Below are 16,103 nucleotides of genomic sequence, written 5' to 3'. Positions count from 1 at the left end.
ATGGTTGCCGTTGCGGACACAACACCCTCGACCAGGCCGAGCCCTCGTGACTGGGCCGGGATCGGGGTAGTCCTGCTGGCCACGTTCATGGGCCAGATCGACATGTTCATCGTGAACGTGGCCAGCCCGTCGATCCAAGTGGATCTGGGCGCCAGTTTCGGCCAGATCCAGTTCGTCATCGACGGCTACGTGATCGCCTACGCGGCGGGCATGGTGACCGGCGGCAAGCTCGGCGACCGGTTCGGCCGCAAGAAGGTGTTCCAGTACGGCGTCGCGGCCTTCACCGTGGCCTCGCTGCTGTGCGCGCTCTGCCCCACGGCGAATCTCCTGATCGTGGCGCGGGTCGTGCAGGGTGCCGCGGCGGCCGTCCTGATGCCACAGGTGCTGTCGATCATCCAGGGCACGTTCGGCCAGCTGCGGGACCGGCAGCGCGCGATCGGTGCCTACGGGTCGGTGATCGGGCTCGGGGTCGTCGCCGGGCTGATCGGCGGCGGGCTGCTCCTCGAAGTGGATGTCGCCGGTCTCGAGTGGCGGACGATCTTCCTGATCAACGTGCCGATCGGGCTGCTCATCCTGCTGGCCGCGCCGCCGACGGTCCGGGAGAGCCGGAGCGAGGTCACCGCGCCGCTGGACATGGTGGGGACGGTCCTCACCGCGGCCGTGCTGCCCGCGCTGCTGATCCCGTTGTCGCTCGGCCCGGAACACGGCTGGCCACTGTGGATCTGGTTCAGCTTCGCCGCCACCGCGCTGCTCGTGGCCGGCCTGTTCCGGTACGAGAACAGACTGGCCGCGCGCGGCGGTGATCCGCTGCTGCCCGCCCGCGTCCTGCGGGGACGCGGCTTCCCGACCAGCATGGCCACGGTGACGGTGTTCTTCGCCGGCAACGCGGGTTACTTCCTGGTGCTGACCTACTACCTCCAGTCCGCGCTGCACCTGGACCCGCTGGGCACCGGTGTGGTGTTCGTGCCGCTGGGCGTCGGCTTCGCGGTGGCCTCGTCCGCCGGGCGACGGCTGACCGAGCGCTACGGCACCCGCGTGCTGATCACCGGCGCGCTGCTGATGACCGTGAGCTTCCTGCCGATGCCGTTCATCGTGCAGGCGGGCGCCGACACCCAGGCGGTCCTGCTCGCGGCCACCATCGGGCTGTCCGGGATCGGGCAGGGGCTGGTGGTCTCGCCGTTGATCGGCATCGCCATGGCCCAGGTGCCCGCCGACCTGACCGGGTCGGGTTCGGGCGTGCTGAACACCGTCACGCAGGCCGCGATGGCGCTCGGGATCGCCGGTATCGGCACGGTCTACCGCGTCGCGCTGGGACACAGTCCGCAGGACACGGCGTCGATTCCCGCCGACGGTTTCGGCGACGCGTTCGTCGTCACCTGCGGGGTGCTCGCGTTGCTCGCCGTGGCGACCGCGGTGCTGAGCTGGCTGCTCGGCCGTTCCGGGACACCGATCGAGGCGGGAGTACAGGCGTGACGGCGAAGAGACACCAGCCGGTCGAACTCGACGGCGGCGCCCTGGACCTCGCGGCCGTCCGCCGGATCGCCGAGGGCAAGGTGCCGTGCGTGGTGGCCCCGGCCGCGCTGGCGGCCGTCGAGGAGAACCGGAAGTCGTTCGAGCGACTGGTGAGCCGGGGCGTTCCGGTCTACGGCGTCACCACCGGGTACGGCGAACTGGTGCATCACCCGGTCGGGGCGGGCGACGAGGTGGCCCTGCAGACGAACCTCGTCCGCAGCCACAGCGCCGGTGTCGGCCCGCTGTTCGCCGCGGACGAGGTCCGGGCGATGATCACGGCCAGGATCAACGCGCTCGCCAAGGGCTATTCGGCCGTGCGCCCGGTCGTCCTGGAGCGGCTGGCGTCGTACCTGAACCTGGACATCGTCCCGGCCGTGCCGGAGATCGGGTCGCTCGGAGCCAGCGGGGACCTGGCACCGCTCTCGCATATCGCCGGCACCCTGATCGGCGAGGGATACGTCCTCGAAGGCGGTGAGCGGACACCGACCGGCCCGGTGCTCGAACAGCACGGGATCGAGCCGCTCGAATTGCGGGCCAAGGAAGGCCTCGCGCTGATCAACGGCACGTCGGCGATGACGGGGCTCGGCGCGCTGGTGGTCGGCCGCGCGCTGGACCAGGTGCGACAGGCCGAGATCATCTCCGCGCTGGTCGTGGAGGTGCTGCGCGGCTCGACGAGCCCGTTCCTCGCCGGTGGGCACGAGCGGGCCCGTCCCCACCGGGGTCAAATCGACACCGCGGCGAACCTGCGCCTGCTGTTGAACGGCACCGGACTCGCCGTCGAGCACTCCGAACTCTCACGACAGGCCAAGAACGGCGACGGCGAGGTCTACCTGCAGAAGGCGTACACCCTGCGCGCGGTGCCGCAGGTGCTCGGCGCCGTCCGCGACACCCTGCGGCAGGCCGAGGCCACCCTGGAGATCGAACTCAATTCCGCCAACGACAATCCCCTCTTCTTCGGCGGGGACGGCGAAGAAGACATCTTCCACGGCGCGAATTTCCACGGTCAGCCGATCGCCTTCGCGATGGACTACTGCACCATCGCGCTCACCCAGCTCGGCGTGTTCTCCGAGCGCCGGACGCATCGGCTGTTGAACCGGCATCTCAACGACGGGCTGCCCGAGTTCCTCATCGCCGGCAGTCCCGGCCTGCACAGCGGGCTCGCCGGGGCGCAGTACCCGGCGAGCGCGCTGGTCGCCGAGAACCGGACGATCGGCCCCGCCAGCATCCAGAGCGTGCCCGCCAACGCCGACAACCAGGACGTGGTCAGCATGGGACTGATCGGAGCGAGAAACGCCCGCCGGGTACTGGCGAACAACAACTGGATCCTGGCGGTGGAACTGCTCGCCGCGGCACAGGCTGTCGACGTGTCGGGCCGGTACGAACGCCTCGGCCCGCTCGGCCGGGTCACCCACGACCAGGTCCGGGCGACGGTCCCGACCCTGGACCGGGACCGGTATCTGAGCGACGACATCGGAGCGCTCGCCGTCGCGCTCTCCCGTGGCGACTTCCTCGACGCGGTCGTCCGCAACGGGGCCAAGCTTCGGTGACGGCTCACCGGAAAGAACCGGACTTCCTTCCGCAAGCGCACGACGAATCCCGGACCCCGACCTTCGGCCGTGCTCCAGCTCAGAAAGGGCCCCGTTGCCGTACAACGATGTCTTGCCCACCCGGATCCTGGGGATCGACGGTCCCGTCGTGTCCGCGCTCGGGCTCGGGTGCTTCGGGATGAGCCAGGCCTACGGTGCCGCGGACGACGCCGAATCGATCGCCACCGTCCACCGGGCACTCGACCTCGGCTGCACCTTCTTCGACACCGCGGAGGTCTACGGGCCGTTCGTCAACGAAGAACTGCTCGGCGCCGCGTTGCGCGGCCGCCGTGACGAGGCCTTCGTCTGCACGAAGTTCGGCTGGGTGTACGCGCCGGACGGCACCCGCGGCGAGTTGAACAGCAGGCCCGAGCACATCCGTCGCACCGTCGACGCGATGCTCACGCGGCTGCGCACCGACCACATCGATTTGCTGTCACAGCACCGGGTCGATCCGAAGGTGCCGATCGAGGACGTCGCGGGCGCCGCGAACGACCTGATGGCCGCGGGCAAGATCCGGTACTTCGGCCTCTCCGAAGCCGGGACGGCCACGATCCGCCGCGCGCACGCGGTCACCCCCGTGACCGCCCTGCAGACCGAGTACGCCTTGTGGGAGCGGCACATCGAGGCCGAGATACTGCCCGTCCTGCGCGAACTGGGCATCGGCCTGGTCGCCTATTCGCCGCTGGGCCGCAGTTTCCTGACCGGAACCGCCAAACCCGCCGAGGAGTACGCCGAGGACGACTATCGCAGGAGAGACCCTCGCTTCCAGCGCGAGAACTTCTCCGCGAACAAGGCCGCCGTCGACGTGGTCAGGGTCGTTGCCGCCCGGGTCGACGCGACCCCGGCGCAGGTGTGCCTGGCTTGGCTGCTGGCCAAGGGTGGCGATGTCGTGCCGATACCAGGCACCAAACGCCGGTGCGCGCTGGAGGAGAACCTCCGGGCATCCGCGCTGCGGCTCAGCCCCGAGGACATGGCACTGCTCGACGCGGCGGTCCCGGCGGGCATCACGAAAGGCAAGCGGTACCCCGAAAACGCGATGTACATGAACGGTCTCTGACCCTGGGCGTCCTTCACCGCGTCCGATGCCGACCGGCCGTGGACGTACGGCGCGTCAAGATCCTCTCGTCAGCCGCCGCCAGGCTTCGCGCCGTCGCCGTTGTGCCGCGGGGTCGGCGACCGGCGCGGCCGACAGCAGGCGGTGGGTGTACGGGTGCACCGGGTCGGTGAGCACCTCCTTCGTCGGCCCCTGCTCCACGACGTGGCCTCGGTGCATCACCGCGACCCGGTCGGCGAGCTGCTCGACGACGGCGAGGTCGTGGCTGATGAACAGGCAGGCGAAACCGAGTTCGCTCTGCAAGGTCCGCAGGAGCTCGAGGATCCGGGCCTGGATGGTGACGTCGAGCGCGCTGGTCGGCTCGTCCGCCACCAGCAGATCCGGATCGAGGGCGAGCGCCCGGGCGACACACACCCGCTGGCGCTGCCCTCCGGACAGCTGGTGCGGATAGCGACCACGCAGATCGGGGGAAAGCCGTACCGACTCGAAGAGCCCGGCGACCCGATCGTCCACTTCGGACCCGCGGTGGGTGCGGTGCAGCCGGATCGGGGTGGCCACGCTGTCGCCCACGGTCGTCCGGGGGTTGAGCGAGGACAGCGGGTCCTGGAAGACCACGCCGATCCGGCGGCGCAGCGCCTTGGCGGCTCTCCCCTTCGCGCGGGCGATGTCGGTCCCGCCGATCCGGACCGTGCCCGAGGTGGGCGCGATCAAACCCGTGACGGCACCGGCGACGGTGCTCTTCCCCGACCCCGACTCCCCCACCAGACCGAGGATCTCGCCGGGTTCGACGTGCAGGCTCACCCCGTCCGCCGCCCGGACCGCCATCGCCCGGAAACGGCCGCGATAGGTGACGGACAGGTCGTCCAGTACCAGCAACGGCGCCACCGCCGGGACGTCCGGCACCGACCGGGTGGCGGGGTGGTCGGTCGCGGCGTGATGACCGCTCGACAGGACCGGCTCCGCCGCGAGCACCCGCTCGACACCCTCCGTCGCCGCGACGCCGAGCGAGACCACCGACCCGAGCAACCGCCGGGTGTAGTCCTCGCGCGGCGCGGTGAAGATCTCCTCCACGCCGTCCTGTTCGACGACCTGGCCGTCGTACATCACCACGACGCGGTCGGCGATGTCGGCCACCACGCCCATGTCGTGGGTGATCAGCAGGATCGCCGTGCCGAGCCGGTCGCGCAGATCCCGCAGCAGTTCGAGGATCTCGGCCTGCACGGTGACGTCGAGGGCCGTCGTCGGCTCGTCGGCGATCAGCAGTTCCGGCTCGTTCGCGACCGCCATCGCGATCACGATCCGCTGCAACTGACCGCCGGACAGCTCGTGCGGATACGACCGGAACCGTTGTTCGGGAGCGGGTAGTCCCACCAAGCCGAGCAGTTCGATCGCCCGCCGCCGGGCGGCCTTCGGCGACAGGTCCTGATGGGTGCGGATCGCCTCGATCAGCTGCTCCCCGACGGGGAACACCGGGTTCAGCGCGCTCATCGGTTCCTGGAACACCATGCCGATCTCGTTGCCGCGGACGGCGCGCAACTCGTCCGGCGTCAGCGTGTAGAGATCGCGACCGGACAGCAGTGCCCGGCCGGAGACGTCCGCGTCCGGCGGCAGCAACCCGAGCAGCGACAGCGCGGTGACCGACTTTCCCGAGCCGGATTCCCCGACCACCGCGACGACTTCACCGGCCGAAACCGACCAGGAGACCGAACGCGCCGCCTTCGTCCGTCCGAAAGAGACACTGACTTCGCGCAACTCCAGGAGGGCGGCCTCGCCGTCCGGCACCGCCCGTCCACCGGACGGCGAGGCCCCCGTCACTGGATCAGCCCGAACTGGCGGTAGTCCGGGTACGCCGGGAACCGGCCGATCACGACGTTGCCGAACTTCGAGCCGTGCAGGAACGAGTTCCGGGTGTAGATCAGCGGGACCACCGGCGAGTCACCGAGGATCTTCTTGTCCAGCGCCGCCCACTTCTTCCCCGCCTCGGCGGGATCCAGCGTCGCCTGCGCCTCGGTGATCAGCCGGTCGACCTCGGGGTTGTTGTACCGCGACTCGTTGACCCCGCCGTTGCCGATCTCGGTCGACTGGAACAGCGGCTGGATGTTGGCGTTCGCGGACGGGATGTCCGGCTGCCACGAGGTCAGCGTCAGGTCGTAGTCCGAGATCCCCTTGGTGTCCACTTCGGACGTGTAGGTGTCCTCGTCGAGCGCCTTGATGGTGATCTTGATGTTCGCCCTCGCCAGCGCGGCCTGGATCGCGGCGGCCTTCTCCGGGTAGCTGTTCTCGTTGCGGGTGGCCAGGACCAGGCCGTCGAGACCGTTCGGCAGGCCCGCCTCGGCCAGCAGCTTCTTCGCCTTTTCCGGGTCACCGCTCGCCGGTGCCGGGTACAGGTCGAACTGCTCGCGCCCCTGCAGACCCGGGGTGATCAGCGTGGTCGCGACGTCCCCGGCGAGCTGGGCGTTGCCCGCGCTGGCGACCTGGTACGCCGCCTTGTCCACCGCGTACTGGAAAGCCTGGCGCACCTTGGGATCGACGAGTTTGCCGCGCTGGGTGTTCAGCGTGAGGTACGCCAGCGCTCCCGATTCCGAGGTGACGATCCGGGACTTCGCCGAAGGGTTCGCCTGGATCTGGGCCAGCTGCGCGGGCGAGGCGAACGGGATGCTGAACGCGCTCTGGTCGTCACCGCTGTCGTCGATCAGCCGCTTGGAGATGACACTGGTGTCCTGGCCGAGCTGGAACACGATGGTGTCCGGGTTGGCCTTGCGGGTGTCGTCGGTCGCCCGGTCCCAGTGCGGGTTCCGGACGAGCCTCGCCTCCTTGCCGCGCTCGTACTTCTCCAGTACGTACGGCCCGGACGCGACCGGATGGTTGCCGTAGTCCGCTTCCTCGCCCTTTCCCTTGGGTACCGGGGAAAACGCGGGCGTGCTCGCGATCCAGTTCCAGTCGCCGTAGGGGCGGGCGAGGTGGAACACGATGGTCTTGTCGTCGGGCGTCTCGATCGAGTCGAGCTCCTTGCCGCCCTCGAACGGCCCCTTGTACGCGAGCCCCGGCGACAGCAGGTCCTTGTGGTAGGTCAGGCCTCCGGAGAACGCGGCGGCGTACGTCCGCTCCAGCCCCCATTTGATGTCCTGCGCCTTGATCGGCGAACCGTCGTTGTACTTGACGTTGTCCTTCAGGGTGAAGGTCCAGGTCTTGCCGCCCTCGGTCGGCCTGCCGGTGTCGGTCGCGAGGTCGGGGACGATCGTGGTGTCCTGCCCCGGGGCGACCTTCCACGAGGTCAGCCTGCGGTGCACCAGGCCGAGCGCGGTGACCACCAGGCTTCCGCTCTTGGCCGGGTCGTACTGCTGGGTGGCGCTGTCGTTCAGGAGCCGGACGGTGCCACCGGGTTTGACCTCGCCCCCGGCCTGCGCCGGTTTGTCGTTGGCGCCGCAGGCGGTCAGCACCGTCGTGACGGCGACCGCCCCCGCGACCGCCTTCAGCAAAGGCTTGCGTTTCATCGTTTCCCCTTCAGATCAGGCGGGCTCGCGGATCGAGCGCGCCATAAGCCAGGTCGACCAGGAAGTTCACGACCGTCACGAGCACCGCCGAGAACAACGTGACGCCGAGCAGGACGGGCAGGTTCATCGCGGCGATGGCGTCGACCAGCAGCCTGCCGACCCCGGCCATCCCGAAGATCCGTTCGGTGATCACGGTCCCGGCGAGCAGGGCGCCGAGGTCGACGCCGAACACGGTCACCACGGGCAGGAGGACGTTGCGCAGCGCGTGTTTGCCGACGACCTTCCGCTCGGTGAGCCCCTTGGCCCGCGCGGTACGGATGAAGTCCTCGCCGAGCGTCTCCAGCATCTGGCTCCGTGTCAGCCGCGCATAGATCGCGGCGTGCAGGAAGGCCAGCACCAGCCAGGGCAGGACGAGATGCCAGGCCCACTGGACCGGATCCTCGCCGAACGGGACGTAGCCGTTCTTGGGCACGACATCGAGCGCGAACGCGAAGACCGTGATGCCGATCATCCCGGCGAGGTAGGCGGGCAGGGAGACCCCGGCCATCGCGACCGCCATGGTGATCCGGTCGGCCGCGCTCCCCCGGCGCAACGCCGACAGCACGCCGAGGCCGACGCCGGTGACGAGCCAGAGGGCGGCGGCACCGAGCGCGACCGAGAAACTCACCTCGATCCGTTCGCCGATCTCCGTCAGCACCCCGACGTTGTTCTGGAAGTCGTAGCCGAAACACGGGGCACCGCACTGGATCGCGGTGACACCGGTGCCGAACGTCCGCCCGGCGAAGATGCCGCCGAGGAATTCGGCGAACTGCCGGTACCACGGCGCGTCGTACCCCATGAACTCCCTTGCCAGCGTGAGGCTTTCCGGGGAGCAGGGGCGACCGCAGGCCATCCGGGCGGGGTCGGCGGGCAGCAGGTAGAACACCACGAACGTCACGAAGGTGACGATCAGCAGGACGAGCACCATGCCGGCGAACCGGCCGAGCACGAAGCGCAGGGCACGCATCAGTCCCGCCCTCCCGACCGCGGGTCGAGCGTGTCGCGCACGGCGTCGCCGACGACGTTGAACGCCAAGGTGACCAGGAACAGCATCAGCCCCGGGAACACCAGGTACAGCGGATCGGTCTCGAAGAAGTCGATCGCGGTGCTGATCGTCCGGCCCCAGCTCGGGGTCGGCGGCAGGACACCGACCCCCAGGAAGGAAAGCGCCGCCTCGCTGCCGATCATCGACGGGATCGACAGGCTCGCCACGACGATGACCGGCGCCCACAGGTTCGGCAGCAGCTCACGGGTGAAGACGTGCCACGGTCCCCCGCCCATCGCCTTGGCCGCCGACACGAAGTCGCGGCCGCTCAGCGAAAGCGTCTGCGCGCGGACGATCCGCGCGACCCGCGGCCAGCCGAAGAGGCCGAGGACGACGATCAGCAAGGGCTGGCGCGGGAAGTCGGGTGGCGCCATCGCGCCGAGCGCGATCATGAAGATCAGGTACGGGAAACCCAGGATCACGTCGGCGGTCCAGGTGACCACCCGGTCCCACCAGCCGCCGAGGTAGCCCGCGGCCGCCCCGATCACCACGCCGAGGGCGGTGGCCAGCGCCGTCGCGCCGAGCCCGACCAGCAACGACGTCCTGGCGCCGTGGGCCACCAGGGCGAACAGGTCGATCCCGGTGAGCGGTTCCACCCCGAACCAGTGGGATCCGCTGACGCCGCCCAGGGATCCGGCGGGCAACCCGGTCGGCCCGAGGTTGGCGATGTCCGGGGTCAGGCTCTGTCCTTCGACCAGGACGAGCAGGTCCGCGGCCACCGCCATGACCAGGATCAGCACCACGACGATCGCGCAGGCGAGTGTCCATCCACTGGACCGGACCGCGTGCCACACCGCGGACGGCAGTGAACGCGCCGCCGTCGGCGGGACGCCTTCGGGCAGCAGCAAGGGATCGGGCACAGCACCTACTCGGGGTCAGCTGATCGGGTGACGATCAGGGACCCTAAAGAAAGAAAACCGCCGCACCCAGCCTTGACACTTCCGTCTCACCAGCTGGACTGTGAGCTATCCGGCACTGGCGAGTCCTTTTTGGACAAAGACGGCGTTCCGGCCTGGGAACCGTAGGCACGGACGAAGGTGTCGACGGCTGATTCCGCGATGCCCTCGAGTTCCTTCTCCGGGAGTGTGCGAGCGCCCAGACGAGAGCGTGATTCCAGCGGCCCGATCAGCAGGGCGAGGAAGTGTTCGGCGGCCGTGTCCGGGTCGCAGGGGCGGAGCGCGCCGGAAAGGGCGAGGCGGGCGAACCGGTCGGCCAGCGCCTCGGTCAGGTGCACCGACGTGCGTTCCTGCATGGCGACCGCCAGCTCCGGGAACGTGGCCAGTTCGGCGAAAGCCAGCGACCGGAGCGCGTGCGAACGCTCGCCGGCACAGATCCGCAGCAGCCCGGAGGCCGCGGCGCCGAGGGTCGCGCGGACGTCGGCACCCGCGTCGCGGAGCGGTTCGATGGCGGCGAACGTCTCGGCGGCGACACTGTCGGCGGCGGCCGCCATGGCGCCGCGGAACAGTGTTTCCTTGTCGCCGAAGTGGTTGTAGACGGTGGGTTTCGCGGCCTTCGCCTCGTCCGCGATCTCCTGGACGGACGCTCGCGCGTAGCCGCGTCGGGCGAAGACCGTGAAGGCCACGGCCAAGATCCCCTCGCGCTTCGAAATCCGGTCTTGCACCTGAACCTGCCCGTTCACTACATTGAACTCGTGAGTTCAATCTACGGGAGGAAGTCTTGATCGTCCAGTTCATGCGCTTCGCGTTTCGCGAGGAGAGCACCGAGGACCAGAAGGCCCGGGCCCTGGAGTTGATCCGCCGGACAGCGGCGGTGGAGTCACTGTCGTTCTCCACGGTCGGCAGGCTCCTCGGCGATCCGGCCGAGGGCTACACCCACGGCTACTCCTTCGGCCTCGCCGACCTCGACGCTTTCGAGCGCTACATGTACGACCCGGTCCATCTGGCCGGAGATCCGGAAATCCTGCCGCACTACGGCAAGCTGCACGTCGGGCTCGCCGTCTCCGACGACCCCGATCCGGAGCTGGCCGCGAAGATCACCGCCGTCTACGAAGGCAAGCTCGCCAGGTATCCCGAGTGGGAGCGGCTGATGGCGGCGATCCCCGAAGTCCGCTTCGGCTGACCACGGTCAGGTCGTCGCCTGCCGGTGCTGTTCGGCGAAGAGCCGCGCGACGAGCCCGACACGGCTGGACACCGCGGTCTTGCCGAAGAGAGCCTTGAGGTGGTCGCGGACGGTGTGGGGCGAGAGGAACAGAGCCGAGGCGATCTCGGCGGTGGGCAGGCCCCGCGCCACGAGGTGGGCGACTTCGAGTTCGCGCCGGGTCAGCCCGTACGCCTCGGCGACGATGCCCGTGAGGTCGGCGGCGGCCGCGGGTTCGATGACCAGCGCCACCGGCCCCGGTTTCCCGTCGAGGCCGGTGAGGCAGGAGGCGTGGCAGGTCAGCCACACGCCGTCGACGGTGCGGATCCGGACCCGGGCGCTGCCGCGATCCCGGCCCAGCGCGATCGCCCGTGCCTGCAGCGCCGCGCCCGCCACCCAGATCGGCAGGTTCAGGCCCAGCGCCGAGGGAACGGACGGGCCGTCAGGCAGCCGGGCGAGATACCGCCGCGCCTCTTCGTTGATCGAGGTCGCCTCGCCATCCGGGTCGAGCAGCAGCAGTCCCGGCGCGGAAGAGCCCTCCGCACCGTCCGATCCGGACGGACGAGCGAACCGGCGCAGCCGTCCCGCGAGGGGTGCGGACAACCCGGCGAGCAGGGCGACCTCGTCCGGCGCGAACTCGGCGCCGCCGTGCATGCGGAACAGGCTGACCAGCCCCCACGGCCGGTCGCCGACGCGCAGCACCGCCCGGAGTTCGTCGTCCACGCCTTGGGCCCCGAGCAGGCGCCGATACCGCGCGCTGCGCGCGGGCACGCCACCGGTCGCCGCACACAGCGCCGCCGCCGGGACGGCCGCGCGGGTGAGGTCGCGGAACGGGAGGACGTTCTCCTCCAGGAACTCGCTCTCCCAGTACGCGCCGCATCCTTCACCGGAGCCCAGGTTCTCCACCAGCATCGGCGCGGTGACCAAGCCGGTTTCCGGGTCGGTCGCCGTCCACACGGCCGCGTCGAACGGAACGAGCCGCCGGAGCCTGGCCGAGGCGCGGGTGAACAGGTCCAGCGCGCCGCCCGCGCGCTCGGCCGCCGCTACGACGCCGGCATGACGGCGTGGATCGCTCACGAGAACTTCCTCCTGCTGATCGGTGCTTCGGTGACGATGCCCGCTCTCCCGCTCCGGGCCCATCCCTCGTTCGAGGGGGTCTTGCCCGGCGAATCCGCCGCGGGCGAGGGATGGGGCACGGCTCCCGTCACGGCGAGGCTCACTGGCATGGACATCGCAATCATCGGAGGGGGCGCCGCCACGGTCGCCCTGCTCGACACACTGGCGACCATCGCCGACGGGCCCGCCACCGTCACCGTTTTCGAGCCGTCCGCGCGGTTGTGGCGCGGCCGCCCGTACGGACCGGACCTGGACACCGTGCTCGTCAACTCCCCACCCGCCCTCATGTCGATCCGCCACGCGGACTTCGGGCACTACGCCGCCTGGCTGGGCGAGCGTGGCGCCTCCCACCTTGATGAACTCCTGGGACAGCCGCTTGTTCCCCGCGCGCTCTACGGCGGCTACCTGGAACACACCGCGGAGGCGGCGATCGCCGCGCTACGGGAGCGCGAAGTGACGGTCCGGGTGATCGGACGGCGTGTCACCGCGATCGCCCGCGCCGGCGAACGGCTCGTCCTGCGCACCGACGACGGACGAGCGCACGAAGCCGACCGGGTGACGCTTTGCGTGGGCGGAGGGACACCACACGACCACTACGGACTCGGTGGGGCCACCGGGTTCGTCGCCGATCCGTACCCGCTGGCGCGCACTCTCGACCGGATCCCGGCCCGGAGCCGGGTGGCGGTCATCGGCAGCGGCCTGACGGCGGTCGACGTCGTCGTGTCGCTCGCGGCGCGCGGGCACACGGGCCCGATCTCGCTGGTGTCGCGCACCGGTCTGCTCCCCCACGTCTGGCAGCGCCCGCTCGACCGGCGCCCACGAGAGGTCACGGTGGACCGGGTGACCGCGCTGCATCGCGAAAACGGCACGGTCACCCTCGACGATCTCGTCCGGCTGATGCGTTCGGAACTCGCGGAAACCGGAGAGGACTTCGACGACGTCGTGGCCGATCTGCTCGCGGCGGAATCCGAACCGCCCACCGAACGCCTGCGGCGCCAACTGGCCACTGTGGACGATCCCGCGCTCGGACGCCGTGTCCTGCAAGAGACGGCGCATACCGTCGGCCCCTTGGCCTGGCGGTTGCTGCCGGAGGCCGACCGTGCCCTGCTGTGGCGGCGATCCCGCCTGGCGAGCAGCCTCGTCTCGCCCATGGTGCCGGTGAACGCGGCGATCCTGCTCCGGCTGCTGGACGGCGGGCAACTCCACGTCACCGCGGGCATCCGGGAAATCCAGGCCGCACAAGGGGGTTTCAGGTTGCACGGTGCCGCGGGGACGTCGAGTGCGGACGTCGTCGTCAACGCCGTGAATCCGGCGCCGCACGCCGTACCGCGGGCGGCGGAGCCCCTGGCCGCGTCGCTGCTCGCGGGTGGCCTGGCCACCGCGCATCCCGACGGCGGTCTCGTCCCGGCAGATCCGCGCTTGGCCGTCGTCGGGGACTTCGCGGGCGGCGGGCCGTTCATCACCTCCGGCATCCCCGGGGTCGCGGCCCAGGCCGCCCGGGTGTTCCCGGCGGTCAGCGGCGCCCGGCAGCCAGGATGACGAGGAACTGCCCGCCGCCCGGCTCGACGGCCGCGGTCACCGGCAGCCCGGGGACCAGCCGCGAGAACCGGTCCACCAGCCAGTCCGCGGCCTCGCGGGCGTCCTGCTCGGTCGGGCACCGGGCGACCATCTCGCGGCCGCCCTTGCGCTCCAGCCTCCCGGCGACGGTGATCAACGGCGCGGGTTCGACCACGTGCAGCCGGTCCGGCCAGGCGATGACCACCTTGACGGCGCCCTTGCGGGTGTTGCATCCGCGATGCGCGAGCCGTTCGGCGATCTTGGCCTTCCGATCGGCGGTCCTGCTGTCGACGCTGGGTCCTCGAGCGTCGTTCACCGACATGTCGGGGTCGACCGGTTCGTCGCACACCCAGCACCGCCAGCCGTCGCGTTCGGCCACGTCATCGAGGAGACTCATCCGGGCAAACTAGCCTGCCCGGACGCCGGACCGCACACCGCGTGCCGGCGGCCGGTGCGGGGTCGGTCACCTCGCTCGGCTGATCTTGATCTCAGCCGGTAATGTCCGGTTCATGAGCGACGCGCCGCCGACCCCCTCCGAGGCCTTCGACCTTCTGCTCACCGGTAACCGGCGATTCGTCGCCGGCACCCCGGAGCACCCGAACCAGGACGCCACCCGCCGGGCCGAAACCGCCCCGGTACAGCGCCCCTTCGCCGTTCTCTTCGGCTGTTCGGACTCGCGACTGGCCGCCGAGATCATCTTCGACCGCGGTCTGGGCGACCTGTTCGTCGTCCGCACCGCCGGGCACGTGGCCGGTACGGAGGTGCTGGGCAGCATCGAGTACGCCGTCAGCGTCCTCGGCTGTCCCCTGGTCGTCGTGCTGGGCCATGACTCCTGCGGCGCCGTGGCCGCGACCCGCGCGGCGCTGACCGAAGGGCTCGGCACCAACAGTTTCGTCCGCGACGTCATCGAGCGGGTCACCCCGAGTGTCCTCGCCGCCCACGCCGCCGGGCTCACCGGCGACGACGACATCATCGACGAGCACATCCGCAACACCGTCGACCTCCTGGCCGACCGCTCCCGGCTGCTCGCCGACAAGATCGACGCCGGGGAAGCCGCCATCGCCGGACTCTCCTACCACCTCGCCGACGGCAGCGCGCGCGTCGTCACCACCCGAGGACTTCCTGAGGGATAAGACAAAGGCGGCCGTGTCAGGGCGGTGTCAGCACCGCGTCAGCGCACTCGTCCACCGTGATCTCGGACAAGTCATCCGAGCTTCACCAGGAGGGACGCGACATGGTGGACGGAACATCCGAGCAGGGGCACGTCCGGCGCAGGACAGTGTTGACCGGAGCGCTCACCGCCGGTGCGCTCGCCGGTCTCGCGGGGCGCGGCAACGCGGCGGAGAGCGGCCATGGTGGCGACGACGTCGAGCACGGCTGGGGAAAGGTCGCCGACGTCTTCCGCAGGAACTTCAAGGACGGCCCCGGCGAAGTCGGCGCGGCGTGCAGCGTCTACGTCGGTGGCCGCCCGGTCGTCAACCTGTGGGGCGGTCTCGCCGATCGCGATACCCACCGGCCGTGGCGCAGGAACACCATCGTCCAGGTCGCGTCCACGACGAAGGGCGCCACCGCGATCTGCGCCCATCTGCTGGCACAGCGCGGCGAACTGGATCTGGACGCCCCGGTGGCCCGGTACTGGCCCGAATTCGGCGCCGCGGGCAAGGAGCGGATCACGGTGCGCTGGCTGCTGTCGCACCAGGCGGGCCTGCCGCTCGTCGACGGGCCGCTGACCTTCGAGCAGGCCTGCGCCTGGCATCCGGTCATCCGGGCGCTCGAAGCGCAGAAGCCGCTGTGGAAACCGGGAACCGAACACGTCTACCACAGCGTCACCTTCGGTTTCCTGGTCGGAGAAGTCGTGCGCCGGATCTCAGGCAAGTCACTGGGCACGTTCTTCGCCGACGAAGTCGCCCGCCCGCTCGGGCTCAGCGCCTGGATCGGGCTGCCGGAGAGACAAGAGCACCGGGTGGCCAAGATCCACAACGCCGCACCGTTCACCCTGGAAGAGCTGATCGCCGGGATGATCAAGGTGACCGGACTCGACGCGGACACCGTCACCCGCTGGGTCACCGCCCTGTGGGCCCCGGGCTCCGTGCAGGCCCGAGCCGGTGAGCTGGGCGGTGCCCTGGACCCCACGACCGACTACTTCTCCTCCCGCGCCTGGCGCGCGGCGGAGTTCCCGGCCGCGAACATGCTCACCGACGCACGATCGCTGGCCCGGATGTACGCCGCCACGGTGAGCACCGTCGACGGGGTACGGCTGCTCGATCGGGCGACGGTCGAGAAGATGACCGCCGTCCAGACCGACAGGACACCGATGCACGGCCTGCCGCCGGGACTGGACATCCCGGCGGACCGCTCCTTCAACATGTCGCTCGGGTTCTGGAGGGCCTGCCCGCCGATGCCGATGACCGGGCCGGGATCGTTCGGGCACCCGGGTTCCGGCGGATCGATCGGCTTCGCGGATCCCGACGCCGGTGTCGGCTTCGGTTACGTCACCAACCTCTGGAACTTCCGGCCCGACGACCCGAGGGCGGCGAACCTGACCAAGGCGGTCCGAGCCTGCCTCGGCTGAGGCTTATGGGTCGGGTTGGTCGTGAGCA

At 70.3% G+C, this 16,103-nt stretch carries 14 protein-coding genes; 7 read left to right on the top strand and 7 right to left on the bottom strand.

Annotation, left to right across the window (positions count from 1 at the left end):
- The 3 genes from ACLJPX_RS01035 (at position 1) to ACLJPX_RS01025 (ending at position 4,158) form a co-directional block, all read left to right on the top strand.
- A complete protein-coding gene (locus tag ACLJPX_RS01035; RefSeq protein ID WP_233224183.1) occupies positions 1-1,473 on the top strand; it encodes an MFS transporter in 1,473 nt (490 codons plus the stop codon).
- The gene (gene cmdF / locus ACLJPX_RS01030) at positions 1,470-3,059 is read left to right on the top strand and encodes a tyrosine 2,3-aminomutase (RefSeq protein WP_410598263.1); all 1,590 of its coding nucleotides are present in this window, start codon (positions 1,470-1,472) and stop codon (positions 3,057-3,059) included. The genes ACLJPX_RS01035 and cmdF overlap by 4 nt, the downstream gene beginning before the upstream one ends.
- Before the next feature lie 112 nt (positions 3,060-3,171).
- Positions 3,172-4,158, top strand: coding sequence for an aldo/keto reductase (locus ACLJPX_RS01025; protein ID WP_410598262.1), 987 nt, complete (start codon positions 3,172-3,174; stop codon positions 4,156-4,158).
- Between the two features lie 54 nt (positions 4,159-4,212).
- On the opposite strand, the gene ACLJPX_RS01020 is transcribed toward ACLJPX_RS01025, so the two are convergent.
- The 5 genes from ACLJPX_RS01020 to ACLJPX_RS01000 all read right to left on the bottom strand — a co-directional run bounded on the left by ACLJPX_RS01020 (position 4,213) and on the right by ACLJPX_RS01000 (position 10,315).
- The gene (locus ACLJPX_RS01020; protein WP_410598261.1) at positions 4,213-5,937 is read right to left on the bottom strand and encodes an ABC transporter ATP-binding protein; all 1,725 of its coding nucleotides are present in this window, start codon (positions 5,935-5,937) and stop codon (positions 4,213-4,215) included.
- A 29-nt stretch (positions 5,938-5,966) separates the two neighbouring features.
- On the bottom strand, positions 5,967-7,649 hold the full coding sequence (locus ACLJPX_RS01015) for an ABC transporter substrate-binding protein (protein ID WP_410598260.1): 1,683 nt from the start codon (positions 7,647-7,649) through the stop codon (positions 5,967-5,969).
- 10 nt (positions 7,650-7,659) lie between these two features.
- Positions 7,660-8,655: an ABC transporter permease gene (locus ACLJPX_RS01010; RefSeq protein WP_410598259.1), complete on the bottom strand. Its 996-nt coding sequence runs from the start codon at positions 8,653-8,655 to the stop codon at positions 7,660-7,662.
- Entirely contained in the window at positions 8,655-9,593 is a 939-nt protein-coding gene (locus tag ACLJPX_RS01005) for an ABC transporter permease (RefSeq protein WP_410598258.1), read from the bottom strand. The genes ACLJPX_RS01010 and ACLJPX_RS01005 overlap by 1 nt, the downstream gene beginning before the upstream one ends.
- A gap of 86 nt (positions 9,594-9,679) precedes the next feature.
- A complete protein-coding gene (locus ACLJPX_RS01000; protein WP_410598257.1) occupies positions 9,680-10,315 on the bottom strand; it encodes a TetR/AcrR family transcriptional regulator in 636 nt (211 codons plus the stop codon).
- Positions 10,316-10,425: 110 nt separating this feature from the next.
- On the opposite strand from ACLJPX_RS01000, the gene ACLJPX_RS00995 reads away from it, so the two are divergent.
- A complete protein-coding gene (locus ACLJPX_RS00995) occupies positions 10,426-10,812 on the top strand; it encodes a Dabb family protein (RefSeq protein WP_410598256.1) in 387 nt (128 codons plus the stop codon).
- A gap of 6 nt (positions 10,813-10,818) precedes the next feature.
- Here ACLJPX_RS00995 and ACLJPX_RS00990 read toward each other — a convergent pair whose 3' ends face one another.
- Positions 10,819-11,907, bottom strand: coding sequence for a response regulator transcription factor (locus ACLJPX_RS00990; RefSeq protein WP_410598255.1), 1,089 nt, complete (start codon positions 11,905-11,907; stop codon positions 10,819-10,821).
- Between ACLJPX_RS00990 and ACLJPX_RS00985 the strand changes: the two genes are divergently transcribed.
- On the top strand, positions 11,887-13,485 hold the full coding sequence (locus ACLJPX_RS00985; RefSeq protein WP_410598254.1) for an FAD/NAD(P)-binding protein: 1,599 nt from the start codon (positions 11,887-11,889) through the stop codon (positions 13,483-13,485). The two genes, ACLJPX_RS00990 and ACLJPX_RS00985, sit on opposite strands and share 21 nt — an antisense overlap.
- Here ACLJPX_RS00985 and ACLJPX_RS00980 read toward each other — a convergent pair.
- Positions 13,460-13,900: a hypothetical protein gene (locus ACLJPX_RS00980; protein ID WP_101607098.1), complete on the bottom strand. Its 441-nt coding sequence runs from the start codon at positions 13,898-13,900 to the stop codon at positions 13,460-13,462. The genes ACLJPX_RS00985 and ACLJPX_RS00980 overlap by 26 nt on opposite strands.
- A 112-nt stretch (positions 13,901-14,012) precedes the next feature.
- Here ACLJPX_RS00980 and ACLJPX_RS00975 point away from each other — a divergent pair, with 112 nt between their 5' ends.
- Together ACLJPX_RS00975 and ACLJPX_RS00970 are read left to right on the top strand one after the other, a co-directional pair.
- Positions 14,013-14,636, top strand: a complete 624-nt coding sequence (locus tag ACLJPX_RS00975) for a carbonic anhydrase (RefSeq protein ID WP_101607097.1) — start codon at positions 14,013-14,015, stop codon at positions 14,634-14,636.
- A 101-nt stretch (positions 14,637-14,737) separates the two neighbouring features.
- Entirely contained in the window at positions 14,738-16,075 is a 1,338-nt protein-coding gene (locus ACLJPX_RS00970; RefSeq protein WP_410598253.1) for a serine hydrolase domain-containing protein, read from the top strand.
- Positions 16,076-16,103 lie beyond the last annotated feature (28 nt).

The sequence above is a fragment of the Amycolatopsis sp. lyj-90 genome (assembly GCF_046549035.1).
Lineage (GTDB): Bacteria > Actinomycetota > Actinomycetes > Mycobacteriales > Pseudonocardiaceae > Amycolatopsis.
The sequence above is the reverse complement of the archived record's forward strand: the minus strand, read 5'-3'. Positions and strand labels throughout refer to the sequence as shown.